The following is a 25,759-nucleotide window of genomic DNA, read 5'->3' on the forward strand; positions in this document are numbered from 1 at the left end:
ATTCCATGTGTTCCCCACGCGCGTGGGGATGAACCGAAGCTGGAGCACAAGAAGGACAAGAGCAAGAGGTGTTCCCCACGCGCGTGGGGATGAACCGTCGTCAGTAGTGCGAGAAATTCCTTCCGGTAAGTGTTCCCCACGCGCGTGGGGATGAACCGCTATCAATCCATCCCCAATCATACCGTGGTAAGTGTTCCCCACGCGCGTGGGGATGAACCGAAAACCGACGCTGCCTCTTTCTCCGCCGAAGCATTTTGGCGTCAGGCACCGACATTCGACGATATCTCAAATCTCGCCCCGTAGACTCCCTAGGTTAAGGCGCCCTAATTGCGAGAATCCGTTTATCTGATTCCAAGGCGCTTCAAATGGTGCCCGTATTTGCCTACGAGCCTCTGGGTTAAACGTTTTCTGGGGACTCGAATCGTGATTTTGACCCACTCGTTCAAAAGTTGAACGCTCGTGTAGACGCCAATAGTTGAAGTCTTCAAGTGTCTCTTTGTCCGTTTCCGCGGCTTGGCCATGTTCAAATCCTCTCGCTTCGCTCCTGAAATGATGTGTTCGATTCGGGAATGCTCATTGGTGCCTAGTCTGAAGGGGCTCTTGCTCAATGTCTAAAGCGCCCGGGGTGGGCACCCTGCCTACAACGCAATTCCATGACTTTTCGTTGTAGGCCGGGTCGCCCGACCCAGCGATTCGGTTTCGTCTACCGCCCGAGAACAATCGACAAATCACCGCCTTGGATCGTGATGTCGGGCCTTTTCACGTTCCTTTGACCCCTCTTTTTGTCTACTTCCCGACATCCTTCATGATCGCAGCGCAGGCGTCCTTGACGGCATTGCCGAGGCTTCGCGTCGATCCACTGGCGATGGAGTCGCCGTCCTTCTTGAAGACGGCGAATTTGTTGTCCTTCAGCGCGTAGCCTTTGCCCCCTTCGTGATCGAGCAGCACGATGTAATCTGCCTTCTCCTGCTTCATGTTGACCGTGACGCCCGGACACCGCTCGCCAAATGTTTTGATAATCTCAGCGGTTTGAGGGCGAGCTCCGCCCTTGACCGCACCACCAAACCCATCACTGGTTCCTCCAAACCCTCCAGCGACCTCCCACGATTTGCTGTCAGTCACAAAGACACGAAGTTTTTCTTTGTCTGCGGCAAAACAGCAATTACAAATGAAAAGAAGAGACAGAAAGACTTTGGTGATGGTCATGAAGCCTCCCTAGGGTAAATGCCAATCCGTCCTGGACTGGCAACAAAGAAACACAGGTGAGCGACAACGGCCAGCCAATCACCGTAATGAGAAGAAGGGCCCGACCTGGGGGTCGCCTGGCCGGTGAGAAGTGTAGGACTCGCTAGAACGGAATTCAAGGGGAATATAGTTGGCGAAGGGAAGAACTAACGCGGGCGGGAGGATTGGCCGAAGCGGAGATTCCAAATTCCAAAGGCCAAAATCAAAGTAAACTCCATATTCCAAGCATCGAGATTATGAGATGGAAGGCCATGCAGCGCAGGCATGCAAAGAGCTCATGCCCGCGGCACCCGATGTATCCAATAAGCAAATTCGGAACATGTGTTCCCCACTTAAGTGGGGTCAAATCGTCTTACGACTCTGGATAGCCTTGTGGGAACATGTGTGCGTGAGGCGAAAGCCTGGTCCCTAAGTTCGATGTGACTAATTCGCCGTGCGGAAATTTCCCCCGCACGAAATTGCTGACAGTTAGCCCACCGAAGACCGAAAGAAAAAGGGCCTATCCCGAGATTGACAAGGGATTTCACCTCGACCGCTCAAGATTTGGCGGAGGCGGTAGGATTCGAACCCACGATCCGCGTAAACGGATAACGGTTTTCAAGACCGCCGCCTTCAACCACTCGGCCACGCCTCCGCAGGCCCTGTCAGTGTACTGGCCTGGATTCTGAATTGTCAATTTGTTCAGTGCAGCCGGGGTTGAGGGAGCCTGCGGAAATTCCAAAGTCCAAAAGCCAAATTCCAAATAAAAGCCAAATTCCAATATCCAACCTCAAAACAAAACCCAAATCTCAAAATCTGAAAAACTAATCGACAATATTGTTGCCCGAGAAAAGCAAATGCCATAGAGGTTTGGGAAGCCCTTATGGAATTCCTTTGTTTGGATTTTGGACTTTAAATTTTGTTTGAAATTTGGCTTTTGGAATTTGGATTTTATTTGGATTTTGGATATTGGGATTTAGAATTTGCCTCACTGAGCCGGTTCAATCACCTCCATCCCCTCCATGTACGGCCTCAGGGCTTCGGGAATGACCACACTGCCGTTCTTCTGCTGATAGTTTTCGACAATGGCCAGCCAGGTGCGGCCCACTGCCAGTCCGCTTCCATTGAGCGTGTGAACGAAATCCACCTTGCCCTTCTCCCGTGGCCGGTACCGGATGTTAGCCCGGCGCGCCTGAAACGCCTCAAAATTGGAGCAGGAGGAAATCTCCCGAAAGCCGTTCTGAGACGGCAACCACACCTCAATATCATAGGTCTTGGCGGAGGAGAACCCCATGTCGCCGGTGCAGAGCGTGACGACACGGTAGTGGAGGTTCAGTTTTTGCAGGATGGTTTCCGCATCCCGTGTCAGCTTTTCGTGTTCCTGGTAGGAGGTATCCGGTCGAGAGAACTTTACCAACTCCACCTTGTTAAACTGGTGCTGGCGGATCAGCCCCCGGGTATCCTTGCCGTAGCTTCCCGCTTCACTCCGAAAGCATGGAGTGTAGGCGCACAGAGAAATCGGCAGCTGGGCTTCATCAAGAATTTCATCCCGGTAGATGTTCGTCACGGGCACCTCGGCGGTCGGGATCATCCACAGGTCACGCGTCTCTTCCCCTACCTTCAGCCGAAACAGGTCCTCCGCAAATTTGGGGAGATTTCCGGTGCCGAGCAGCGAAGCGGAATTCACGATAAAGGGCGGCAGCACTTCGGTGTAGCTGTTCTCCTTGGTCTGGACATCCAGCATGAAATTGATCAGGGCGCGTTCCATCCGTGCCCCGACGCCCTTATACAGCGCGAACCGAGCGCCGGAAATCTTGGAGGCCCGTTCAAAATCAAGGATTCCCAGGGTCTCGCCCAGATCGGTATGATCTTTCGCCTGAAAATTGAAGGAGGGCGGAGTGCCCCATCTCCGTTCTTCGCGGTTCTCCTCCGCGGTCTTCCCGACCGGCACTGTCTCATGCGGGATATTGGGGACCACGAGAAGCCAATCGCGGAGTTTCAAATCCAGTTCCCGGACTTTCAAGTCGAAGTCGGTAATTTGATCGGAAACGGCCTTCATCTCGGCGATCTTTGAAGAGGCGTCCTGCTTGTTTTTCTTCAAGACCGCGATCTCTTCAGAGGCTTTATTCCGCGTAGCTTTCAGCTGCTCCCCCTGGGTCAACAGCTCACGCCGCCGTTTGTCGACCGTTGAGAACTCTTCCAGGCTGAGAGCGATCCCGCGCTGCGCCGTTCTTTCGATTACCCGATCCGGGTGATTGCGCACAAATGAGACATCAAGCATGGTTTTCCCTTTTCGTAAGATTTTCTGCAACGAGCGGCGGAGGGCGCATCTTCTGAGCGCCTCCGTGGCGATGCGACTCTAGCGCACGGAGAAAAGATCTGTCAAACAGAAGCGATTCAGAGACTCTTTCTCATTCCATACCTCAAGATCCGGACAAGCCGGAACCAAAACCCGATATTATTATTAGGAACCCAGGAACCCGGGGAATCGGTCGTCGATGGAAAGCCCTCCGCCGCAGGATCGTCCCATTCTCTTCCGATGGAAGGTTTTAAACTTACAGTATTCCTGGCCTCCTCATGGTCATTTTTTGCCCTTGTCGGCGCGACTGCTATTGATAAGTTATTCATGGGTTTTCCGGCACCCGGAAACATGCACAAGGATCATCCGGTATCGGAGATTTCAGATATAATAGGATGTTTGATGCTTCCAGCGCTTCTTTCCTTTCAAGGCCATGGGACCATTCTTTCATAATCTGAGGTTGCGCACCAAGATCATCGCGACCGTGACGGTAGTCATGATTTCCGTGCTTGCCGTGTCGACCTACATTGGGCATTTTTTCATCCAGTTACCCGTGGAAGAGGATCAGTATCATCGGGCGGTGGAGCTGACGTTTTCAAATTCAGACCGTTTCGCCCGGCGGGGAATTTTCCGGGATCCCGCCTCCCTGGCGCAGGAGTTTCAGATCATCCAGCGGGATCATCAGGACGTCCTGGCCATTGCGGTTTACACCCACGGCCCCAGACAGGAACATTCTCTGGTCCTCGCCACCCCTCCTGTGTCTCCGCTCCTGGAGTTGGATGCGCAGCCCATGGTCCGCCAGATGTTCGAGTACGACAACCCGTTTGAGGGGGTGCAATCCATTGAAACGGGGTCCGGCAAGAGTCTCTCCTGGATTGTCAGCGCGGAGATCATCGAAGGGGGACACCCGGTCGGGTGCCTCAATCTGAAGGTCTCAAAATACGGGATCAACGTCGTCTCGCGCCAGATGATCAAGTACAACGTGGCGGTTCTGCTCCTCGCGATTCTGGCGATTGTCGCCCTGTTGAGCCTGCTCTTCTCCCGACTCGTCAATAAGCCCATTGAACGATTGCTTGAAGCGATGGAACAGGCTGAAGCGGGGGCGCTGAACACCCGCGTGGATGTTCACCGGGATGATGAGCTGGGTACGATCGCCTCCCGATTCAACCGGATGATGGACCGGGTGACCGCGCTTAACGAAGAACTCTCCACGCGCGTGGCCGAGGCCACGGAAGAGTTGCGTGAGCGAAACATTGAACTGACGCGCATCAACGAGGAGCTCTTTGAAACCCAGCGCATGCTGGCGCGCTCGGAGCGGCTGGCCATTGCGGGACAATTGGCCGCCAGCCTCGCCCATGAGATCGGCACCCCGCTCAATGCCATTTCAGGTCATGTCCAGCTGCTGACCAAGACGCTCGCCCCGGAAGACGAAGCGGCGCGAAAGCGCCTCAAGATCATTGAAACGCAGATCGACCACATCGTCCGCGTGGTAAAGGACCTCCTGGCCTCCACCCGCGACATCACGCTTTCGCAAACCCCCGCCGACTTGACCCAGTTTCTCGAAGAGATTTTACTTTTTGCAACCCCCACGCTGGACATGAAGGGAATTCACGTCGAAACCGCCTTTGATCGCACTTTGCCACGGGTCCTTTTTGACGCCCTCCGCCTGCAGCAGGTGTTTCTCAACCTGATTAACAACTCCATCGATGCCATGCCGAATGGCGGAACCCTGCGACTGCGCACGTTCCTGTCACGTAATTCCAAAGGCGAAGGGGTGGCCGGCATTGAGTACTCCGATACGGGAGGAGGCATTACGAAGGAGAACCTGTCCCGTATCTTCGAGCCGACCTTTACGACGAAGAGAATTGGCAGCGGGGCGGGGTTTGGATTGGCAATTTCGAAACAGATCATGAAGGCCCATGGCGGAACGATTTCTGCGGAGAGCCCTGAAGGCGGCGGTGCGCGGTTCATTCTGGAGTTGCCCCTTGCTGTAGCGGAACCCACCTATGCGGAATCACTTGAACATTCTCGTCGTTGATGACGATCCCACCACCCTCGACTTGCTGCAGGAGGCGCTCACGGCGGAGGCCCATTCCGTGACCACCTGTCAAAGCGGCGAGGAGGCCTTGAACCTGGGGCGTACCCAGGGCTTTGATGTCGTCATCAGCGACATCAAGATGGGGGTGGGGTTCAGCGGGCTCGACGTGCTCAAGAGCTTCCGGCAGATCACGCCCACAGCCGATGTCATCCTGATGACCGCCTTTGGTTCCATGGAATCGACCATCGAGGCCGTCAAAGCCGGGGCCTATGACTATATCTCCAAGCCGTTCCGCCTCGAAGAGATCCTGCTGATCCTGGAGCGGCTCGTGGAGAAACGCCGCCTGCAAACCGAGAATCTCCAGTTGCGGCATCAACTGGAAGAGCGTTTTTCGCTCTCGTCGATCATCGGACGGACTCCGGCCATGCTGGAGGTATTCAAGAAGATCGGGTATGTGGCCGACGGGCGGTCCACGGTCCTGATCACCGGCGAAAGTGGGACCGGCAAGGAGCTGGTCGCCAAGGCGATCCACTACAACAGCCAGCGGGCCCTGAAGAAATTCATGGCCATTAATTGCGGCGCGCTGACGGAAACGCTCCTGGAATCGGAGTTGTTCGGTCATGTGCGGGGCGCCTTCACCGGCGCCATGAGCAACAAGAAGGGGATTTTCGAAGAGGCCGAAGGGGGAACCGTCTTCCTCGATGAGGTCTCAGAAATGTCCACCGCGCTTCAGGTGAAGTTACTGCGCGTCCTCGATGAACAGGAAGTCCGGCCCGTAGGCGGGTCGGGATCGATCAAGTTCGATGTCCGGATCATCGCCGCCAGTAACAGGAACCTCGTGGAACTGGCAGAGGGGGGAACCTTTCGCCATGACCTGCTTTACCGGCTGAATGTCATCAACATTCATTTGCCTCCCCTCCGGGAGCGCCGGGATGACATCCCGCTGCTCGTGGCCCACTTCCTGAAAAAATTCAGCCAGCCCCCTTCCCCGCCGATCTCGATTGCGGAGGATGCCATGGCGGTTCTCTGCTCGTATCATTGGCCCGGTAATATTCGCGAACTGGAAAACACGATAGAGGCCGCCTCCGCTCTGACGCGGACGAGCGTCATCACCGCCAAAGAACTACCTCCCCGCGTCATTGAATCTCCTGTCCCACCGGGCCCCGATGCCCTGTTCGCCGATTTGCCCTCCTTCGACGAGCTCGAGCGCCGCTACCTGATACGAACCCTGGAGGCCGCGGGAAACAACAAGTCGCGCGCCGCCGAAATGATGGGTGTTAACCGGAAGACCCTGACCCGCATGGTCGAGCGGCATGGGATCAAGCTGTAAGGAACCTCTTCGTTATTTCTTTTTCTCCGCAAACCAGAGGCCGCGGGAGAGCGGTCGCCCACAGAAGGGACAGTAATTCAGGCCAAAATAGCCGACCCGCCCCCGGTCGTTGGCGGAGCGGATGAAAAACTCCGTTTCCACATCATTTAAAATCCGCCCATCGGTCAGCTCATACTTCTCCTTCTGCACAATCGCCTCCTCGGATTGCGCCTGTGCCATGCCATCGCAACAAGTCACCCGGATCATCCCCCTTTCATCAAGGAATCGATTGACCCCTCCCCCAATGGACACAGATTGAACCTATTACCAACAGAAGAAACTGATCCACCCGGGCGCCGACCCTTCTCTTCACGGCTCCCGCTTTGCATTTTGGCGACTTGGCGTGAGGTCAATTTCGATCGTCGGGTTCAACGCGCGAGAAACGCGGAGGACTGGGCAAAATCGAGAATGGCGGATGGGAACAGGCCGAGATAGAACACGGCCAGGACCGAGACCACGATCACCATCTTCGTTGCCATGGAAATCTGAAGGGGGGCAGCGTCTTCCGGGGCTGGCGCCCTGCCCGGCTCCCCCGGATCGCGCATATACATCGCGATGGTTGGCCGCAGGTAGTAGTAGAGCGAGGCGGCGCTGTTGAGGAGAGCGATGAGGGTCAGCCAGTAGAGCTTCGAATTGATGGCGGCCCGGAACATGAAGAATTTGCCGGTAAAGCCAGCCGTCAGCGGGATGCCGGTGAGTCCCAGCAAGAACACGGTAAAGGCGGCCGCCAGCCAGGGGTGCCGGTAACCCAGGCCGGCAAATTCATCGATGGTCACCCGGCGTTCGCCCGAAAGGGACCAGGCGCTGATGACCGCAAAGGCACCCAGGTTCATCACCGAATAAGCGAGGAGGTAAAACAAAATGGAGGCAATGCCGTTCGGCGTGAGGGCGGCAAAAGCCACCAGAATGTAGCCGGCATGCGCGATGGAGCTATACGCCAGCATGCGTTTGATGTTCGACTGCAGCATGGCGGCCGTGTTTCCAATCGTCATGGTCAGCACAGCCGACACCCACAGCACCCAAAACCACTTCTGGTCCAGCGCCGGCAGGGCCACGAAGAACACCCGCAGGAACGCCGCGAACCCGGCGGCTTTGGGACCGACCGACATCCAGCCCGTGATCGGGATGGGAGCCCCCTCATAGACGTCCGGGGTCCAGATTTGAAAGGGCGCCGTGGCCACCTTGAAGCTGAATCCCACCATCATGAGCGCCGTTCCCGCGAGCACCAGGCGCAGGTCGATGCGGCCGGTCAGCAAGGCGCTCGAGATCTGCGAGAGATGAGTGGTGTGGGTCGCGCCGTAGGTCAGGGCGATTCCATAAAGCAGGAACGCCGTGGCAAAGGACCCCAGCAGAAAATATTTGATCGCAGCCTCATTGGATTTCAAGTCGGTGCGCCGGAACCCTGCCAACACATAGGTCGAGATGGAAGTGATTTCCAGCCCGATGAAGATCATGATCAACTCGTTCGCCCCGCCCATGAAACACATCCCCACCGTGGCGAAGAGCAGCAGGGCATAGTATTCGCTATGGTTCACGCCCTCGCGCACCAGGTATTGACGGGACACGAGAATTGAAAGCCCCGCGATGATCAGAAACAAAAAGTTGAAGAAGAGGCTGAAGGAATCGACGATGATCAATCCGTTGTAATACTCCCCTTCCCCCGTAAGCAGCAGGACATTGCCGCCCAGGGCGGCCAGGACGCCGATGAAGGCGAGGGTCGAGAGCCATGACTTATGGGACTTCGCCGTAAACGGATCGAAGAGCATCACGGCAATCCCGAACAGGGTCAGGATGAGTTCGGGGAGGATCGGCAAAATGGGGACTTGAGGCAATGTCATGGTCAGATCTTTATCAGTTTGTCGCGCCCCCGGATTCTCTGCGTCTGCGCGCCATGGCGTGAATTGCTTGTCGCGAAAAGACGCGCTGACGCACCGGGTCACACCCAGCACCTATTTCTTTACCATTATCACCCGCGGCGTATTCAACAATTTAGAAACGCTGGCGTCCATCTTTCGAAGGAAGAATTGGGGATAGATCCCCATCCACAGCGCCATGATCACCATCGGCACGAGGACCCATTTCTCCCGGGTCGAGAGATCCGGCAGAGTCTTGTTGACGTCGCGGGTCACCTCGCCGAAGATCACGCGCTGGTACATCCACAGCATATACACGGCCCCGAGGATGACGCCGGTGGCCGCCAGCGTGCAATAGAGCTTCGCCCTGGCGACCGCGGCTCCAAATGTCCCTACCAGGATCAGAAACTCCCCCACGAAACCGTTCAGCAATGGCAATCCGATCGACGACAGGGTGATGATCATGAAGATCGTGGCCAACACCGGCATCGGAGTCGCCAGCCCGCCGAACTCGCTGATCTCACGCGTATGGCGCCGCTCATATATCATCCCGACAATGAGGAACAACGCGCCGGTCGAAATGCCGTGATTCAGCATCTGATACACTGCGCCCTCGACGCCCTGGATGTTGAACACAAAGATCCCGAGCACCACAAAACCGAGATGGCTCACGGAGGAATAGGCGACCAGCCGCTTCAGGTCCGGCTGCACCATCGCCACCAGCGCGCCGTAGATGATTCCGACCACGGCGAGTACCACGATCAGCGGAGTGAAGGTCTGCGTTGCATCCGGAAACAGCTGGATGTTAAATCTCAGCAGGCCGTAGGTCCCCATCTTCAACAGCACGCCGGCGAGCAACACCGAGCCCGCCGTGGGGGCCTCGGTGTGCGCATCGGGCAGCCAGGTGTGCAGAGGGAACAGCGGAACCTTGATTGCGAACGATACGAAGAAAGCCAGGAACAGCCAGATTTGAATCTGTGGGTCGATCGCCAGCCGGCCGCTGACGATATTGTCGAGGATCGCGGGGAAGTCAAACGTGGAAACCCCGGTCGCGTGGGCGTTCAAAAAGTACAAGGAGAGAATCGCCACCAGCATGAACGCCGACCCGACGGCGGTGTAAATGATGAACTTGACGGCGGCGTAAATGCGCCGGCCGTGTCCCCAGATCCCAATCAGGAAGTACATGGGCACCAGCATCACTTCCCAGAAGACATAGAACAGGAACAGATCAAGGGAGGCAAACACCCCCACCATCCCGGCTTCAAGCAGCAGGATGAAAATGAAGAACTCCTTGACACGCTTCTCGATCCCCTTCCAGGAGGCGAGGACCGAAACCGAGGTGAGAAAGCTGGTCAGCAGGACCAGCCACAAACTGATGCCGTCAATGCCCAGGTGATAATTCATGCCGAAAGCGGGAATCCAGGAACGGTTCTCTTCAAACTGAAAACCGGCCTCGTGAGGCACAAAATGCATGACCAGGTGGAGCGAGAAAATGAAGGTCAGCAAGGCAAAGACGAGTGCGGTACGGCGGATGGCCTCATGCTTCTCCGGGTCGAGGAGCGCCAGAACCACCGCCCCTGCGACCGGCGCCAGGATGAGAATCGTCAGGATGTGTGAGTTAATGAATTCCATTTCGAACCATTCTTGTCGCGCCCGGAGCGCGACCCGCCGGGTCCATCTCCCTCGCCCACACTCATCGGCCCCAGGTCAGAAACGCCACCATCAAAGCGGCTCCAACGACCACCCATGCGGCATAGCTTCTGGCCCGGCCTGACTGCAGATGACGGAGCCCCTTTCCAAAACTGCGCACAATAAAACCACTCCCGTTGACGAACAACCCATCGATGATCAGGAGGTCCAGCAACTTCCACAGGCCCCAGGTCGAGACGAATTGGATGGGCTTCAAGAGAAGGGCCGAATAAATTTCGTCCACCCAGTACTTGTGATAAAGGAGGGAATACAGGGGTCTGAATCTTTCCGCAATCGCTTTCCCCCGCGCCGGCTTCGAAAGATAAATAAAGAATGCCAAGGCTATTCCAACCAGGGCAATGACGACTGAGGCCATGGTGAGATTGAATTCCAAGCCATGCGGGGCTGCCTCGACGACGCCTTGCGCCTCCCCCGATGTCGCGGAACCCAGCACGGGCGCCAGATACCTTGTGAACCCTTCGACCCCGCCAAAAAGGAATTTGGGCACTTGCACGTAACCACTGAAGATGGCCCCGACTGCCAGAAGAATCAGCGGGATCAACATCACGCGCGGGGACTCATGAACGTGGCGCCACGTTTCTTCGCTGCTGCGGAACTCTCCATGAAAGGCCACAAACACGATGCGAAACATGTACAGGGCCGTCAACCCCGCCGTAATCCATCCAATCGCCCAGAGCGCGTGCCCGTAATGAGGGGAGTTGAAGGCGTTCCACAGAATCTCATCCTTGCTGAAGAATCCGGCCAACCCCGGAATTCCCGCGATGGCCAGGGAGGCGATCAGAAAGGTCCAATAAGTGGTCCCCATCTTCCGCTTCAGGCCGCCCATCTTGAAAATGTCAAGCTCGCCCCCCATGGCGTGCATGACACTGCCCGCCGCCAGGAATAACAACGCCTTAAAAAAGGCGTGGGTCATCAGATGGAAAATCCCCATGGAGTAAGCCCCCACTCCGCAGGCCAGGAACATGTAACCGAGTTGGCTGATCGTGGAATAGGCCAGAATCCGCTTCATGTCTTTCTGGACCAATCCGATGGTTCCGGCGAAGAGGGCGGTGATCGTGCCGACCCCGGCCACCACCAGGAGCGTGAAGGGGGCATGTGAAAACAGAACGTTTGAGCGCGCAATCATATAAACGCCCGCCGTCACCATCGTGGCCGCATGAATCAGCGCGCTGACCGGAGTGGGTCCCTCCATGGCATCGGGAAGCCAAACATACAGCGGCAGCTGGGCGGACTTGCCCGTGGCCCCCATGAACAGCAGCAAGGTAATGATCGTGAGCGCTCCCAGTTGATGCATCGGCTCCACAGCCATGCTGGCGGCCTTATGAAAGATGGGCTGAAAATCAAAAGTCCCGAAAAGCCAGAAGATAAAAAACACGCCCAGCGAGAAGCCAAAATCTCCAATCCGCGTGGTGATGAATGCTTTCTTTCCGGCGTCGGAGGCGCTCTTCTTGTGAAAATAGAAGCCGATGAGCAGATAAGAACAGAGGCCCACGCCTTCCCAGCCGACAAACATCAGGACGTAATTGTTGGCCAGGACCAGGGTCAGCATGGCAAACATGAAGAGATTGATGTAGGAGAAGAAGCGATAGTATCCGCCGTGGTGGGGCCCTTCCTCATGGGCCATGTACCCGATGCTGTAAATGTGGATCAACAATCCAACCACAGTCACCACCAGCACCATCACCGACGACAACGGGTCCAGGAGAAGGTCATACCCCACGCGGAGAGTCCCCGCCTGAATCCAAGTGAAGTGCCGTTCGATCAGCGGAAAGGAGTCATTGAATGCGACAATCTCGAAAATGGCGAGCGCACAGGAAAGTCCGGTGCAACCGATGGCGACAATGGACACCCAGGCCTTCGAAAGCTTGCGGCCCCACAGGCCGTTCAATGCAGCTCCGATCAACGGAAGGATCGGAATCAGCCAAAGATGCGTCGTCGAATTCATCTAATTCAAAAAGTCCCGCCTTGATTCCGCGTGGGCGCCCAGCCGCGCCAGGGTGACGTTCGGGCCATCCCCACGACCATTTACAACTTCATTCGGTCCACTTCATCGACATTCAACGATTCGCGGTTGCGGTAGAAGGCCACGATGATCGCCAACCCCACCGCGGCCTCCGCCGCAGCAATCACCATCACAAAGAAAACGAAGATCTGTCCACTCAGCACGTTGATGTGGCGTGAGAAGGCCACGAAGGTCAGGTTGACCGAGTTCAACATCAATTCGATTGACATGAACATGGTGATCAGATTGCGCTTCATCACGAAGCCAATCACGCCCAGGCCAAAAAGAATGGCCGCGAGAATCAGAAAGTAATGCAATGGAACCATGGTTGTGTGCTCTGCCCGAGAAGACATCCCCGTGGGACGTCTCCATAAAAGAAAATCCGTTACAACTCCCGCTTCGTCAGGACCACGGCGCCCAGGATCGCGATCAGGATCAGAACGGAAATGAATTCAAAAGGCAACAGATAGTCCGTGAACAAAACCCGTCCCACCGCCTGAGTGGTCCCCACCAGTTGCCGGCCGGTCTCGCCCACATCCAGGGGGGATCGCTTCAAGAGGATGACAATCTCCACCATAAGGCAGAGGCCGAGCGGAACGCCTCCCCACAGCAGGAGACGGTTCTGACGAGTCCCGTGGCTCTCTTCCCTGGGGTTCAATAACATGATGACGAACACAAAGAGCACCATGATGGCGCCCGCATACACGATCACCTGCACTACGGCGAGGAATTCCGCATAGAGCATGACATAGAAAATTGAAAGCATCGCCATAACCACGATGAGGGACAAGGCGCTGTGAATGGGATGCTTCTGGACAAGCATATTGATCGCCGCCGCGACCGCGATAAACGCAAAGATGAAAAACACTATCGTCTGCATCAGAAAACCAGTTCGTTACGGTCGATTCATCAGTGAAACCACATCAGACCGGCATGGCTGCAGGAAAATTGTCAGCTTCCCTTCCCCTTCCCGGGAATTGAGCCCGGTCAAGCCCGCCAAGCCACCACCAGACTGGTCAAGACGACATTGGCGAGCGAGAGCGGCACCAGAAACTTCCAGCCAAATGCCATGAGCTGGTCATATCGAAAGCGAGGCAAGGTTCCCCGCGTCCAGATATAAAAGAGCAGGAACGCTACGATCTTCACGACAAACCAGAACAGCGGCAATACCCCGCGCAACCACACCGGTCCAAAGGCGGGACCATGCCAGCCGCCAAAAAAAAGCGTGGTCGCAATGGCGGAAACGGTAATCATGTTGATGTATTCCGTCAGAAAAAACATGCCAAATTTCATCGAACTGTATTCAGTGTGAAACCCCGCCACCAGTTCATTCTCTGCTTCCGGCAGATCGAACGGCAAACGATTCGTCTCAGCAATGGCGCTGACAAAATAGGTGAAGAAGCTGATGAACAGGGGGAATACAAAGATGTTCCATTTGGGAATTATCCCGAACCACCGGCCCCCCTGGAGATCCACGATTTGTCCCAGGCTCAAGGTCCCGGTCACCAGAAGGACGCTGACCACGGAGAGGCCAAGCGACAGTTCGTAGCTGATCATCTGCGCCGACGAACGCAAGCCACCCATCAGGGAATACTTGTTATTCGAAGCCCACCCTCCCAGCGCCACTCCATAGACTCCCACCGACGTGACCGCAAAAATAAAGAGAATGCCGACGTTGAGATCGGTGATCTGGAAGCGGACCGTTTGGGAACCAAATTGCGCCACGCTCCCGAACGGGATCACCGTGATGGAAAGCGCGGCAGGCACAAAGGCGATCAACGGAGCCAGTACGTAAATGAGTTTCGAGGCCTGCCCCGGGGTCATGTCCTCTTTCAACAGAAGCTTCAGGACGTCGGCGATGGGCTGGAGCAGCCCATGCCAGCCCACGCGGGACGGACCCCAGCGGATCTGGAGATGTGCAACCACCTTTCGCTCCAGCCAGGTGGTGTATGCCACCGCCCCGATGAGCACAGCGATGACCACGATGCACTTTAGCGTGGTGCCCAGAAGAAACAATGAGAATTCAGTCATGCGCGTTGGGTAAAGCCGTCCAGGAGCCGAGATGGGATCATTCGATGGCGTTACATCTGGTATCTCTCGACAAAGGCCTGCTGCACCGCGGCACGCGGTTCCAGCTGGACCAGGGTGCGACTGTGCCATGCAAGCGAGCCGGAGGCGTAGAGCGACCGGCTCCGGTTGGACCGGATGGACTCCGCGAGGGCATTCAAATCCGCGACGTCCGGCAAAGCCTCCCTCGATGCTGCCAGCGTGGTTTGGGGAATGGCGCCCTCGAGCAAGGCCCGCGCTGTCACCCCTTCATATCCCGGGTTGACCGCCGCAATCTCTTTCAAGACGGTGCTCCAGGGCATATGCATCCAGGTGAGTGCCCCGCAGGCTCGCGCAAGGTCGACGATAATCTCCAGGTCGGACTTCGCCTCCCCCGGCGGCAGCACCGCGCGCTGCAGGCGCTGAACCTGCCCTCCGCAATTTGTTATCGTTCCCTCTTTCTCCGCAAAGGAGGCGGAAGGCAAAACAACATGGGCGTGCCGGCCCGTTTCGGTCAGAAACAGATCTGAAACGACCAACAAATCCAGCTTTCCAAGCGTCGCCACCCGGGCAGGGCCAGGGGATCCGTCCGGCGGGCTCGATGGATCTTCCAGGGGATTGGCGCCAAACAGAATCATCGCCTTCATTCGACCGGCATCGATGGCGCCCACCATATCAGGCCCCGATAGACCGCGCTGCCGGGGAATGCTGCCCTGCCACACCTCTTCAAAGCGAGCGCGAGCCGCCTCTGCACCCGTGGGCGCATAACCTGGAAGCAGATTGGGAACCACGCCCATGTCCAGGGCCCCGCGAGAATTGGCGAAATCAGAAAGGGCCAGGTAGCGCGTCGTTCCAGCCAGCGAGGTCCCGAATTCAACGAGGTCGTGAATCGCTTTGCCTCGGACCTCCGCCCCGAAAAGGATCGCGACGTCACTGGAGGCGCGAAGCTCCTTTTCAAACGACTCGATCGACTCCATGGAAAGTCCGGTTTCCGCCGCCACCTTCTCCAGGGCCGAACCCTCACGCCGGGCCAGATACGCCACCAGGGCCGCCTCGGACCCCTCTTTCAATATCAAAGAGGCCACCGCTTTGCGGAGCAGTTTGATCTGTTTCGAGTTGACGATGAAAACCCGGGCCTCATGCCGTCGCACGGCAAATCGAATATTGAAGGCTACCAGCGGCTGCTGCGTGGTCGGGTCATCTCCAATCACGAGAATGGTCCGGGCCGTTTTGATTTGATCGACGTTGAACAGCCCCTCCGGCTTCGAATGCTTTGCCAGGGCAACCTCCAGCGATGCATAGTCGGCCGTGCGGTGATGGTCCAGGTTGTTCGTTCCAACAATCTGCCGCATGAATTTCTGAAGCAGATAATTCTCTTCGTTGGTGAGTCGAGGAGAACCCAGGGCCCCGATGGAGTCGGGACCGTTCTGTTTCCGGATCTCACCCAGCCGGTCCGCCACATACCCAAGGGCTTCGTTCCAGGAGGCCGGCTGCAAGGTCCCGCCTCGACGAACCAGGGGCGTCTTCAACCGGTCCCCGCTGCCGACATAATCAAATCCGAACCGCCCTTTCACACAAAGAAACTCTTCGTTTATGCCGGTGCGATCGCGGTTGTTGGCCCGGATGATTTCATTGTTGCGCACCGACAGGGTGGTCTTACACCCGTTGGAGCAGTGGGTGCACGTGGTCCCAAAATACTTGAGTTCCCAGGGGCGGGTTTTGTAGCGATACTGGTTGGAGGTGATCGCCCCCACCGGGCAGATGTCAATGCAGTTCCCGCAGTCTTCGCAGTCCAGCGTATCGTGTCCTGTCCCGATGATCGTCTTGACCCCGCGGCCAATCGGCTCCAGGGCCTTCACATCCATCCCCTCGTCGCAAATGCGGACGCACCGGTAACACAGGATGCACCGGGGAGCGTCAAAGAAGATGATGGGAGAGACCTGCTGCTCCGGCTGGTGCTCTTTCTCCTCGATGAAGCGGCTGGTTCCGGGGCCGTACTTGAAGGTCATGTCCTGCAACTCGCACTCGCCGCCTTTGTCGCACACCGGACAATCGAGCGGGTGATTGGTCAGGATGAATTCCAGAACCGCCCGGCGGGCCTCAATCACCGGTTGAGATTCCGTCCGCACCACCATGCCGTTCATACACACGGTGGTGCAGGCCACCTGCAATTTCGGCGCCTTTTCGATTTCCACCAGGCACATGCGGCAGGCCGCCTGCAACGTCAGGTCCTTGACATAACAGAACGACGGAATGCGGATGTCATTCTGCCGGGCCGCCTCGATGAGCAGCGTGCCCGCAGGAACGGTGACCTGCCTTTCGTTGATGGTAAGCGTGACGGTCTCGGGCATAAGTGCGGTTCTCTCGTGATACGAAAACGCGGGCGCACATCGGTGTGCCCTTACAGCGTCCGATCCCTACGCGGGGACCAGTTCCTTTTCCAGCGGGCATGCACCCAGTTTCAGGTGCTCTTCGAATTCCGGCCGGAAATGTTGAATAGCGCTCATCACCGGCATGGCGGCCGCATCTCCCAGCGGGCAATGGGTGTGACCCAGAATCTTCCGGGCCACGCTGTCGAGAAGATCGATATCTTCCCTGCGGCCAAAGCCGCCGTGGTATCGGTTGAAGATCTTTTTCAGCCAGCTCGTCCCTTCGCGGCAGGGAACACACCACCCACAGGACTCATGGGAATAGAATTTTGCCAGCACCTGGGCGACCCGCACGATGCACGTGGTTTCATCCATGACAATGACGGCGCCGGAGCCCAGCATGGAACCCGCCTTGGCGATGTCCTCAAAGGTGAGCGGCGTGTCTATTTTGTCCGCGGGCAGGATCGGGGTCGAGGAGCCTCCCGGAATGATGGCCTTCAAGCGGTGCCCTTCGCGGAGTCCTCCGGCAAAATCCTCGATCAGGGTCCGCAGGGTGGTTCCCATCGGCACTTCGTAATTTCCCGGATGCTTCACATGACCGCTCACTGAGAAGATTCGCGTTCCGCCGTTCTTCTCCGGCCCGAATTTGGCATACCACTCGCCGCCGTTCTTGATGATGTGGGGGATCGCGGAGAGGGTTTCTACATTGTTGACCACTGTCGGACAGCCGTAGAGGCCGACCACCGCCGGAAACGGCGGCTTGATGCGCGGGTAACCGCGCTTCCCTTCCAAAGATTCGAGCAGCGCGGTTTCCTCACCACAGATGTAGGCGCCCGCGCCGGTGTGGGCCGCCAGATCGAAGTCCCAGCCGCTTCCAAACACGTTTTTTCCAAGAAAACCCCGGGAGTAAGCTTCCTCGATGGCGCGGCTCACGATGTTGTAGAGGTAGCGATACTCCCCGCGGACATAAACGTATCCCTGGTGGGATTCTATGGCCCGTCCGGCGATGACGATGCCTTCGATCAACTGGTGAGGATCATATTCGAGCAAGGGCCGGTCTTTGCAGGTGCCCGGCTCGCTCTCGTCGGCGTTGCACACGATGTATTTCGGCTTCGGGGACTGGCGCGGCACAAAGCTCCACTTCATGCCGGTGGGGAATCCAGCGCCCCCGCGGCCGCGCAGGCCGGACTTCTTGACCTCCCCGATCAACTCGTCGGAACTCATGGTCTTGAGCGCCTTCTCCGCCGTCGCATACCCGCCCCGCTTCAAATAGTTCTCCATCGAGTTGGAGTCGGCATCGCTCATCCCGGCGGTCAAGACGCGCGTCGCCTTGGGATGGGCTGCGTTCTGGCGCCGGAGCGGCGTGGATTCCACCGCGACCGCGCCGGGGCTCTGCTCCGGGCCCTTAAAGGTCTTCAGGTCCGCAAGCAATTGGTCGATGCGCTCCGGAGTCAGGTTCTCATAGAAGTCATAATTCACCTGCATCGCAGGGGCCGTCGTGCAGGCGCCCATGCACTCGACCTCCTCGATCGAGAACAATCCGTCGGCGGTGACTTCGCCGGGTATCAGCCCCGTCCTCTCCTTGACGTGCTCCCAAATCCTGTCGGCACCTTTGAGCATACAGGAGATGTTGGTGCACACTTGAAGGTGGTATTTTCCACGCGGCTTCTTCGTCAGCATCGAATAGAAGGAAATCACCTCTTCCACTTCGAGCGGCGTCAGGTGGAGAAACCGCGCCACGTCGTCGACGATTTCAGGCGTCAAGTGCCCCCTCTCGTCCTGCGCGAACATCAGCATCGGGATTACGGCGCTGCGCTTGGACGGGTAGCGCTTCACAAGGGCTTCAAATCTAATTTGCGTTTCAGGTGAAAACATGGTGTTACGAACTTTTCCCCAAAAACCGGATGGCGACCGCTCCGCGCCGGCTTTGGCACAGGACGGGAGCGTCCTACATTGCGCTTAGGATCAACGACGCCCTAGGGACGCCGCCCCCCCAATATTGCGAACACCGACTCAACGATCAATCTCACCGAGCACGATGTCGAGAGAACCAATCACCGCCACCACATCGGCCACCAACCGGCCTTCGCACATGGAGGCCAGGGACTGAAGGTTCACAAACGAGGGTCCCCGGATGTGCATCCGGACGGGTTTGGGACCGCCGTCGCTCACCAGGTAGTAGCCGAGTTCTCCTTTCGGCGCTTCGATCGCATGGTAGACCTCGCCGACCGGAGGATGAATGCCTTCCGTGATGATCTTGTAGTGATGGATCAGCGTTTCCATCTCGGTCTTCATTTTGTTCCGGTCGGGCAGAACGTACTTCGGGCAGTCGGCTCGAATCGGCCCCGCCGGGAGTCCATCCAGGGCCTGCTGGACAATTTTCTGGGATTGGCGCAGTTCCTCGACCCGGCAGAGATATCGTGCATAGACATCCCCTTCCGTCCGGGTGGGCACTCGAAAGTCAAACCTTTCGTAGCCGCAATAAGGCTCCTTTTTTCGAATGTCGTAGTTGACGCCGGTCGCGCGCAGGGAAGGACCGGAGAGCCCGATCGCGACCGCATCCCGGGCGTTGATCGTCCCCACTCCCTGGGTCCGTCGCAGCCAGATGGGATTCTTCGTGAGGAGCGTCTCGTACTCGTCCACCCGATCCGGAAACTCCTTGATGAATTTCTGGATTCGTGGAACAAGGTCGGCGGGGATCTCGCTGGGCAGCCCGCCCACGCGAAAGTAGCTGGTGGTCAGTCGCCCGCCGCAGGCGGCTTCGAAGAAATTCAGGATCTGCTCGCGCTCACGGAAGCAGTACAGAAACACCGTCATGGCGCCAATATCCATGGCGTGGGTTCCCAGCCACACGAGGTGGCTGGCGATGCGGTTCAGCTCCACCATAATCACCCGGACGTACTGGGCGCGGGGCGGAATCTCGTTCTGGATGCCGCAGAGTTTTTCGACGGCCATGATGTAACCGAGGTTGTTCGACATGGGCGCCAGGTAATCGGTCCGGTCGGTGATAGGCAGGACTTGTGCATAGGTCTTCGTTTCCGACAGCTTTTCCATGCCCGTGTGGAGATAGCCGATGTCGGGACGCGCCTTGATCACGGTTTCGCCGTCGAGCTCCAGCACCACGCGCAGTACGCCGTGCGTGGAGGGATGCTGAGGCCCCATGCTGAGGATCATGGTCTCAGCCTTGCCGGCCGTCGACTCGACCTGCTCGGATTCCAGATTGAAGCGCATCGTTTCCATAAGCTATCTTGTCTGACGACAGCGCCGCCCGGGCCCTCAATCGCTCAAGGTACTGTACCAGCCTCGCTTCGTCGGCGGCTCGGGAGAGGGCGCCGTCTCTTCGTAGCCGAGCATCGGATAATCCTTCCGCAACGGATGCCCGTTCCATTCCTCGGGGCACAAAATCCTGTGCAGGTCCGGATGGTTCTCAAAAACAATCCCAAACATGTCGAACACTTCTCGTTCATGCCAATTTGCGGTGGGCCATACAGAGGTTACGCTGGCCACTTTCCCGTCCTTCTCGGAAATGCGGACTTTGAGGCGCAGTCGCTCCCCGCGGGAGAGGCAGAGGAGATGATAATTCACCTCAAATCGCGGTTCGTCCGGCATCCGATCCACCCCGGTCAGGTCGGCGAGAAAATCAAACTGCAAGGTGTCATCCCCGCGCGCGAATAGGCAGAACTCCAGGATCCGGCCCTTCTCCACCACCAGCGTCGTCTCACCCTGGAAATAAACAACTTCCGTAAGAGCGTCGCCGAATTTCTCCACGAATCGCTTGACGGTGGAATTGCTTTCCAATGCTGGAGGAATCGTCACCATTGTCTATGAAAAGGGCAAGTGTAAGAATTCACAATTTTCAGCAAAAAAGCCTTCCGGCTTTCAATGCAAATCCATTCCCGGGGCGCCGCCCGGCTTGAGTGAACCTTCAATTCTTATTCCAATCGAGTGCGCCCTTTTTCCAGATGTATACATACCCCGCCAGAACGACTAGAATAAAGGTCAACATCTCAAAGAATCCGAAAAAGCGCAATTCCTTGTAAATCACCGCCCAGGGGTAAAGAAAAATCACTTCCACGTCGAAGAGAATAAACAGCATCGCCGTGAGATAGAATTTAACGGCAAAGCGTTCGTGGGCAGATCCGGTCGGACGCACCCCGCTTTCGTAAGGCATCAGTTTCTCGGGTGTGGGCTTGTGCTTCCCCACCAGATACGACAATCCGAGAATGCCCAGGCCGATCAGCGAAACAAGAATGAGTTGAATCAGAATGGGTAGATAACTTCGCAGCATAGCAGATCACGGGAACGACGGGAACCGGGTGTGGAAAGGCCGAAACGAGGAATATACGTTTTGCTTTTGTGAGGTGTCAAGATTTTTGTTGCCAAAAATCAGACTGATCTTCCATATAATGAGGGTGCCACTTATTGCCATCACCGGAGGCTCACCTAACGGACGATGATCACAGGACTCAATACCGCAGTCACGTTCAAAGAACACGATTATCACGTGCAAACGGAAGACCGTGGGCGCGACAATCCCGTGATTGAATCGATAATCTACCAGGGAGGGGCCATTCTCGGCTCGAAGAAGGCCTCCTACAAGGAGTTACTGGAATCCGGATCCTTCACCGAAGATAAATTGCGAGCGCTGCTTGAACGGCAGCACTATGCCATCGTTCAGGCCATTCGAACGGGACGGGTCACGGCCCGACAGCAAAAACGGTCACGGCCCAAGGCTCGCCCTCTTCCCCCGGACACCCTGATTACACCCCATGTGGAATTGTTCAGCCCGGAGCTGGACGAGAACACCGATGAAGAGCTGCGGGAAATGCGCATCCGCATCATTGAAACTTTCAACGCCAAACCGATCCCGAATGCGGAGGTTTTTGTGGAGTTATTTGGCAAGGGGATCCAGACCCAGCGGCTCTCCGGCATCACGGATGACGAAGGCTTTCTGAGCCTGAAGATCGATGTCCCGCTTTCGCACCGGGTGGCTGCTGCCATGCTTTTCCGCGTCGACAAGCCTGACCCGAGTCAGGAACTCAAGGTCCTCTTTGTGAAAACAGAGAAAAATAGCGGGTCCAAAGTCTGATCGAACCCGCGTGACCTCAACAGGAGACGAGCCCAACCACCATGATCCACGTCATCCTCAACGGCGATGAAATCCAGGTGCCGGAAAATCTTTCCCTAAGCGATTGCGTCGTCCACCTGGGATTGCCCGCGGAGAGAATCGCGATCGAACACAACCGCGAGATTATTAAACGAAAGGACTGGGGCTCCAGGGAAGTCAAGCAGGGGGACACCATTGAGATCGTGCACTTTGTGGGGGGAGGGTAGCTTCGCGCGGACCAGGATGCCCGGTATCATCCGATGGAGGGCGAGGCCGGATCCTGACCCTCTCAAAACCCCAAGAGCATAACCATGACCTAATTCCTCCGGGCGTGGCATCACCACCTTTCCGCTTTCAGTCTCAAAATCGGTCCAAATCTTTCAGAATCCGCTCAGCGGGATCCTTCCTGAAGCACACCTCCGCAATAGTCATTTCGCCAATTCCAGATATCCTTTTTCAGTTCCATAGAATCTAAAGGGTTGTAAACGGGATCAGCAAGACCAGAAGTTGAACCCCCAAAGGAAGGTGAACATAAATGAATTCCAAGGTTTCCCTGCAACAATTGAAGCAACAATCCGGGATGCGAATGCGCATTTCGGCAATCGGGCTCACTGCGGCGGCAACGCTGGCCATTCTCGGTGCCACCTTTGTTCCGACTTCCCTTCTGGCGAAGACACCCCCCGAAGTCACTCTCACCGTCACGGTTGGTGGCGCCAAGTCGATCCCGACGCTCACCGCCTCGAACTTTGTGGTGACGGACCATGGCCAGATGCAGAACGTTCAGGTTCTGGCGGGGCCACCTCTTCAGTCACCGCTCCATGTGGCCCTGGTGGTTGAGGAAGGGACCGCTCCATCCCTGAACAATCAACTGGCCAACCTGCGTCGGTTTATCGAGCAATTGCCTGCGGGTACAGACGTCATGATCGCGACCATCGACCGCAATCACGCCAACCTGGTGGTCCCGTTTACCACCGATCTGAGGCGGGCGGCAAATTCCATTTCAATTCTCAAAGATGTCCCTTCCGAGGTTCCGCTGAGTGCTTTTGTATCGCTCTCCGATGTCATCGGGCGATTCAAGGGGCTCGACGGACGCAAAGAGATTGTGATGGTAGGTCCCGGCTACGACACTCTACAGGAAGAAATCAGTCCTTCGTCCAACATGGACCTCCAACAAGCCGAAAGAAAAGCACGAGAAGAGAACGTCGTGGTCCACACCATTTGGGTCCCTTCCGCCGTCCCATTCTCACGGCTCTTTGATTTGTCGGGATCGTCGAACATGGCGGACCTGGCCGAGGCGACCGGAGGTCTGTCCTTCTGGAACATCGACCGCAGTGTCGTCCAAGACCTGACGGCCCGGCTCAACACCATCCAGGAGGCCTTCAACCAGCAGTACGTTCTTCGGTTTACTCCTGATATTCCCTTCAATCAGTCCCACAACATTCGAGTCAAGTTGAAGGATGTCCAGGAAGCAAATGAGATTAAGGTGAATTTTCCCAAGCGCTAAAATACCCTGACCTCAGAACAGGGGGAGCGGAGCATTCAAGCCGGATGTCATGCTTATCTGACCCGTCTCTCCCCCTGTCCCCTTATCCTTTGACGCCTGCAGTATCTCCCTCCCCCTGGGACCTCCCTTTCAAATAAAATCTAAATTGTCTATTCCAGTCCGAACATTTCCGCTTATTTGAGCGAATATAGGGTAGGAGGCTCATTGATGGAGTCCGATCCCAACGACCTGAAGATCGCGGAAAGGTTGCGGAAATGCGATGTTGAGGTGTTCCAAGACCTCTATCGGACCCACAAGGCACGGCTGTCCAGCTTTCTGCGCCATTACTTAGGGGATGCGAGTGCCGCCGAGGATGTCGCCCAGGAAGTCTTTCTCTATCTATGGAAAAAACCGAACGGGTTTAATCCGGGGCGCGGGACCCTGAAAGGCTACCTGTTCGGGATGGCTCGCCATCGCGGCGTTGAGTGGTTGCGACAGCACTCTTCCCGGGAGAACCCGAGTGCTTTGGAACCCATAGAAGAGGGAGTTGAGACCGGCTTGATCCTGGAGCAAGCCTTGGAAAAGATGGAGCCGGATCTGCGGGGCTTGCTCTGGCTCCGCGAAGTGGAGGGATATTCCTACTCAGAACTCTCTCAAATCCTGGAAATTCCCATGGGTACAGTGAAGTCACGCCTATTTGCTGCGCGTGAAGATCTGAGGTGTAAGTGGCATGGGCGCCGCCCATGAGTTCGGGAGGATGTATGGACTGCGAACAAGCGGGACCTTTTGTTTCAACGTTACATGATGGGGAAAGTGTGCCCCCCGAAGCGGCACAACACATCATTGATTGTCCGACCTGCTCTCATCGGCTGCGGGATTATGCTGAAATCGCTGCGGAGCTGCGCCTGCTCGCCAGCGCCCAAAGCCACCCAGCAGAAGGCCGGATCCAACTTCCATCGCCGCCGCGAATCCGGGGACGGTGGCTCTATGCATTGACGAGGGGCGTTTCAGTCCCGCGCTTTGCGGTTGTGCTGACTGCACTGCTCATCGTCGGATTGAGTGTGGGTCTGGGATTGGCACAGAACGAGGGTCCCTGGTTTCAGTTTGACATCAGCAGCCCTGACGACACCAGCAGTGCCGGAGGTGTGTTGAGGGCCGGTACCGGTGGGCAAGGCAATCTCAATGTTTCAAAGTTGAGCGGCTCAGACACCCAAAAGGCCTCATGCCTTTTGCGTGTGCTAGAAATCAAGAGTGGATCTGTGCGACTGGAGATCCGCGTGGGATTGTTCCCCCTCGCCGCCACAAACCAGGCCATCATTGCCTCTCTCAAGACTGCTCCGCCGCAGGAGTACTGGTATGTCTCCGGAGAAACCCTCCGAATCCCCGTCAACGGCTTTGGCGACCTGAAACTAACGGGCCGAATCTCGAAAGAAAGATCCCTTGTGGGTTTCAAGGAGAGACCCCTGGTGTTGGAAGAGAATGAAGTCGCCCTTCGGGGACCTGTTCTTGTCAAAGAAAAACAGCTTGTGTCCACGATGCCGGTGGACTTCGGGGTGACTGCTTCAGGAAACGATGCCGCAGTCGCCTTTTATGCTCCCCAGGAAGGATTATTCGTTCTGGCACTGCACCCCTTCGAGGGAGCCATCGAGGGACGGGGCTACTGGGGCCGGCTGCAGTTCAATTTAGACGGAGCGGATTATACAGTGTTCTCGGCAACACCGATCACGGGGGGCTCACAGCCCCGATCCGTATGGATCCACCGGTATTGGATCTCGGGAGGGGAGGATTCTCCTGTGTTCTCTGGCGATCTGTCCCATCTGCTGCAGGACATAAGAATGAAAAAGTGACAGGGGGCTGTCCGGACAGTTCTTTTGGTCGCGAGTACTGATCGCCGTGTCTCTCGCGGCCCCTCCAAATTCGGTTGCCTCCGGTCAAAAATCTGTGCTAGCCTCTGAGGTGCGTTGGAAGTCATTGAATACCCACCCTAGGAGGTCCGTTATGGCTGAGGCCACTGCCACGGATGTCATCAAAGAACGATTGATGCGGGATAGCGAGGATTTTCGCCGACTGGCTCAAAAACACTCTCGCTATTCCGAGGCACTGGAAAAACTGGCTCACAAGTCTTATCTGACCGAAGAAGAAAAACTGGAGGAAGTGAATCTCAAGAAGCTGAAGCTCCAGATGAAGGATCAAATGGAATTCCTGATCCAAAAGCACCGCCAGCAGCCTGTCGCCAACTGAAGGGTCCCGCGGTTCCAA

General features: G+C 56.7%; 22 protein-coding genes, 1 tRNA gene and 1 CRISPR repeat array. Of the genes, 8 read left to right on the plus strand and 15 right to left on the minus strand.

The window, feature by feature from the left end; translation table 11 throughout:
• Nucleotides 1-7: 7 nt before the first annotated feature.
• Nucleotides 8-219: direct repeats of the CRISPR family, unit length 29 nt; unit sequence GTGTTCCCCACGCGCGTGGGGATGAACCG.
• Nucleotides 220-786: 567 nt separating this feature from the next.
• The 3 genes from LAO21_19605 to serS form a co-directional block, all read right to left on the minus strand.
• Nucleotides 787-1,206: a hypothetical protein gene (locus LAO21_19605; protein ID MBZ5554928.1), complete on the minus strand. Its 420-nt coding sequence runs from the start codon at nt 1,204-1,206 to the stop codon at nt 787-789.
• Nucleotides 1,207-1,789: 583 nt separating this feature from the next.
• Nucleotides 1,790-1,879: transfer RNA gene (locus LAO21_19610), tRNA-Ser, on the minus strand.
• Nucleotides 1,880-2,212: 333 nt separating this feature from the next.
• On the minus strand, nt 2,213-3,505 hold the full coding sequence (serS, locus tag LAO21_19615) for a serine--tRNA ligase (GenBank protein MBZ5554929.1): 1,293 nt from the start codon (nt 3,503-3,505) through the stop codon (nt 2,213-2,215).
• A 451-nt stretch (nt 3,506-3,956) separates the two neighbouring features.
• Between serS and LAO21_19620 the strand changes: the two genes are divergently transcribed.
• Complete coding sequence (locus LAO21_19620; GenBank protein MBZ5554930.1) at nt 3,957-5,561, plus strand: HAMP domain-containing protein; 1,605 nt, start codon at nt 3,957-3,959, stop codon at nt 5,559-5,561.
• Nucleotides 5,542-6,891, plus strand: a complete 1,350-nt coding sequence (locus tag LAO21_19625) for a sigma-54 dependent transcriptional regulator (GenBank protein MBZ5554931.1) — start codon at nt 5,542-5,544, stop codon at nt 6,889-6,891. The genes LAO21_19620 and LAO21_19625 overlap by 20 nt, the downstream gene beginning before the upstream one ends.
• Before the next feature lie 12 nt (nt 6,892-6,903).
• Here LAO21_19625 and LAO21_19630 read toward each other — a convergent pair whose 3' ends face one another.
• The 12 genes from LAO21_19630 to ndhC form a co-directional block, all read right to left on the minus strand.
• Nucleotides 6,904-7,137 (minus strand): hypothetical protein, encoded by a 234-nt coding sequence (locus LAO21_19630; protein MBZ5554932.1) that lies wholly within the window; start codon nt 7,135-7,137, stop codon nt 6,904-6,906.
• Between the two features lie 161 nt (nt 7,138-7,298).
• On the minus strand, nt 7,299-8,768 hold the full coding sequence (locus tag LAO21_19635; protein ID MBZ5554933.1) for an NADH-quinone oxidoreductase subunit N: 1,470 nt from the start codon (nt 8,766-8,768) through the stop codon (nt 7,299-7,301).
• A 111-nt stretch (nt 8,769-8,879) separates the two neighbouring features.
• Entirely contained in the window at nt 8,880-10,415 is a 1,536-nt protein-coding gene (locus LAO21_19640; protein MBZ5554934.1) for an NADH-quinone oxidoreductase subunit M, read from the minus strand.
• A gap of 61 nt (nt 10,416-10,476) precedes the next feature.
• A complete protein-coding gene (nuoL, locus tag LAO21_19645; GenBank protein ID MBZ5554935.1) occupies nt 10,477-12,438 on the minus strand; it encodes an NADH-quinone oxidoreductase subunit L in 1,962 nt (653 codons plus the stop codon).
• Nucleotides 12,439-12,518: 80 nt separating this feature from the next.
• Nucleotides 12,519-12,821 carry an NADH-quinone oxidoreductase subunit NuoK gene (gene nuoK / locus LAO21_19650; protein MBZ5554936.1) on the minus strand — a complete coding sequence of 101 codons (303 nt, stop codon included), beginning with the start codon at nt 12,819-12,821 and terminating at the stop codon, nt 12,519-12,521.
• 59 nt (nt 12,822-12,880) lie between these two features.
• Complete coding sequence (locus LAO21_19655; protein ID MBZ5554937.1) at nt 12,881-13,375, minus strand: NADH-quinone oxidoreductase subunit J; 495 nt, start codon at nt 13,373-13,375, stop codon at nt 12,881-12,883.
• Nucleotides 13,376-13,482: 107 nt separating this feature from the next.
• Nucleotides 13,483-14,526 carry an NADH-quinone oxidoreductase subunit NuoH gene (gene nuoH, locus LAO21_19660; GenBank protein MBZ5554938.1) on the minus strand — a complete coding sequence of 348 codons (1,044 nt, stop codon included), beginning with the start codon at nt 14,524-14,526 and terminating at the stop codon, nt 13,483-13,485.
• A gap of 50 nt (nt 14,527-14,576) precedes the next feature.
• Nucleotides 14,577-16,892, minus strand: a complete 2,316-nt coding sequence (nuoG, locus tag LAO21_19665) for an NADH-quinone oxidoreductase subunit NuoG (GenBank protein ID MBZ5554939.1) — start codon at nt 16,890-16,892, stop codon at nt 14,577-14,579.
• A 66-nt stretch (nt 16,893-16,958) separates the two neighbouring features.
• Nucleotides 16,959-18,746 (minus strand): NADH-quinone oxidoreductase subunit NuoF, encoded by a 1,788-nt coding sequence (gene nuoF, locus LAO21_19670; protein ID MBZ5554940.1) that lies wholly within the window; start codon nt 18,744-18,746, stop codon nt 16,959-16,961.
• 177 nt (nt 18,747-18,923) lie between these two features.
• A complete protein-coding gene (gene nuoD, locus LAO21_19675; GenBank protein MBZ5554941.1) occupies nt 18,924-20,150 on the minus strand; it encodes an NADH dehydrogenase (quinone) subunit D in 1,227 nt (408 codons plus the stop codon).
• Nucleotides 20,151-20,186: 36 nt separating this feature from the next.
• On the minus strand, nt 20,187-20,729 hold the full coding sequence (locus tag LAO21_19680; protein MBZ5554942.1) for an NADH-quinone oxidoreductase subunit C: 543 nt from the start codon (nt 20,727-20,729) through the stop codon (nt 20,187-20,189).
• A 106-nt stretch (nt 20,730-20,835) separates the two neighbouring features.
• Entirely contained in the window at nt 20,836-21,198 is a 363-nt protein-coding gene (gene ndhC, locus LAO21_19685) for an NADH-quinone oxidoreductase subunit A (protein MBZ5554943.1), read from the minus strand.
• 165 nt (nt 21,199-21,363) lie between these two features.
• Between ndhC and LAO21_19690 the strand changes: the two genes are divergently transcribed.
• The 6 genes from LAO21_19690 to LAO21_19715 all read left to right on the plus strand — a co-directional run bounded on the left by LAO21_19690 (nt 21,364) and on the right by LAO21_19715 (nt 25,741).
• Nucleotides 21,364-21,999, plus strand: a complete 636-nt coding sequence (locus LAO21_19690; protein ID MBZ5554944.1) for a hypothetical protein — start codon at nt 21,364-21,366, stop codon at nt 21,997-21,999.
• Between the two features lie 41 nt (nt 22,000-22,040).
• Complete coding sequence (gene thiS / locus LAO21_19695) at nt 22,041-22,244, plus strand: sulfur carrier protein ThiS (GenBank protein MBZ5554945.1); 204 nt, start codon at nt 22,041-22,043, stop codon at nt 22,242-22,244.
• Nucleotides 22,245-22,552: 308 nt separating this feature from the next.
• Nucleotides 22,553-23,521, plus strand: coding sequence for a hypothetical protein (locus LAO21_19700; GenBank protein ID MBZ5554946.1), 969 nt, complete (start codon nt 22,553-22,555; stop codon nt 23,519-23,521).
• A 207-nt stretch (nt 23,522-23,728) separates the two neighbouring features.
• Nucleotides 23,729-24,247, plus strand: coding sequence for a sigma-70 family RNA polymerase sigma factor (locus tag LAO21_19705; protein MBZ5554947.1), 519 nt, complete (start codon nt 23,729-23,731; stop codon nt 24,245-24,247).
• Between the two features lie 14 nt (nt 24,248-24,261).
• The gene (locus LAO21_19710) at nt 24,262-25,347 is read left to right on the plus strand and encodes a hypothetical protein (protein ID MBZ5554948.1); all 1,086 of its coding nucleotides are present in this window, start codon (nt 24,262-24,264) and stop codon (nt 25,345-25,347) included.
• 151 nt (nt 25,348-25,498) lie between these two features.
• Nucleotides 25,499-25,741: a YdcH family protein gene (locus LAO21_19715; protein ID MBZ5554949.1), complete on the plus strand. Its 243-nt coding sequence runs from the start codon at nt 25,499-25,501 to the stop codon at nt 25,739-25,741.
• The last annotated feature ends 18 nt before the right edge of the window (nt 25,742-25,759 follow it).

Source organism: Terriglobia bacterium, assembly GCA_020073085.1.
Taxonomy (GTDB): domain Bacteria; phylum Acidobacteriota; class Terriglobia; order JAIQFV01; family JAIQFV01; genus JAIQFV01.

Bases quoted from the DNA above. Each gene is read 5' to 3' on its own strand.
- LAO21_19605 (MBZ5554928.1), bottom strand. From the start codon at position 1,206: ATGACCATCACCAAAGTCTTTCTGTCTCTTCTTTTCATTTGTAATTGC.
- serS (MBZ5554929.1), bottom strand. From the start codon at position 3,505: ATGCTTGATGTCTCATTTGTGCGCAATCACCCGGATCGGGTAATCGAA.
- LAO21_19620 (MBZ5554930.1), top strand. From the start codon at position 3,957: ATGGGACCATTCTTTCATAATCTGAGGTTGCGCACCAAGATCATCGCG.
- LAO21_19630 (MBZ5554932.1), bottom strand. From the start codon at position 7,137: ATGATCCGGGTGACTTGTTGCGATGGCATGGCACAGGCGCAATCCGAG.
- LAO21_19635 (MBZ5554933.1), bottom strand. From the start codon at position 8,768: ATGACATTGCCTCAAGTCCCCATTTTGCCGATCCTCCCCGAACTCATC.
- LAO21_19640 (MBZ5554934.1), bottom strand. From the start codon at position 10,415: ATGGAATTCATTAACTCACACATCCTGACGATTCTCATCCTGGCGCCG.
- nuoL (MBZ5554935.1), bottom strand. From the start codon at position 12,438: ATGAATTCGACGACGCATCTTTGGCTGATTCCGATCCTTCCGTTGATC.
- nuoK (MBZ5554936.1), bottom strand. From the start codon at position 12,821: ATGGTTCCATTGCATTACTTTCTGATTCTCGCGGCCATTCTTTTTGGC.
- LAO21_19655 (MBZ5554937.1), bottom strand. From the start codon at position 13,375: ATGCAGACGATAGTGTTTTTCATCTTTGCGTTTATCGCGGTCGCGGCG.
- nuoH (MBZ5554938.1), bottom strand. From the start codon at position 14,526: ATGACTGAATTCTCATTGTTTCTTCTGGGCACCACGCTAAAGTGCATC.
- nuoG (MBZ5554939.1), bottom strand. From the start codon at position 16,892: ATGCCCGAGACCGTCACGCTTACCATCAACGAAAGGCAGGTCACCGTT.
- nuoD (MBZ5554941.1), bottom strand. From the start codon at position 20,150: ATGGAAACGATGCGCTTCAATCTGGAATCCGAGCAGGTCGAGTCGACG.
- LAO21_19680 (MBZ5554942.1), bottom strand. From the start codon at position 20,729: ATGGTGACGATTCCTCCAGCATTGGAAAGCAATTCCACCGTCAAGCGA.
- ndhC (MBZ5554943.1), bottom strand. From the start codon at position 21,198: ATGCTGCGAAGTTATCTACCCATTCTGATTCAACTCATTCTTGTTTCG.
- LAO21_19690 (MBZ5554944.1), top strand. From the start codon at position 21,364: ATGATCACAGGACTCAATACCGCAGTCACGTTCAAAGAACACGATTAT.
- thiS (MBZ5554945.1), top strand. From the start codon at position 22,041: ATGATCCACGTCATCCTCAACGGCGATGAAATCCAGGTGCCGGAAAAT.
- LAO21_19700 (MBZ5554946.1), top strand. From the start codon at position 22,553: ATGAATTCCAAGGTTTCCCTGCAACAATTGAAGCAACAATCCGGGATG.
- LAO21_19705 (MBZ5554947.1), top strand. From the start codon at position 23,729: ATGGAGTCCGATCCCAACGACCTGAAGATCGCGGAAAGGTTGCGGAAA.
- LAO21_19710 (MBZ5554948.1), top strand. From the start codon at position 24,262: ATGGACTGCGAACAAGCGGGACCTTTTGTTTCAACGTTACATGATGGG.
- LAO21_19715 (MBZ5554949.1), top strand. From the start codon at position 25,499: ATGGCTGAGGCCACTGCCACGGATGTCATCAAAGAACGATTGATGCGG.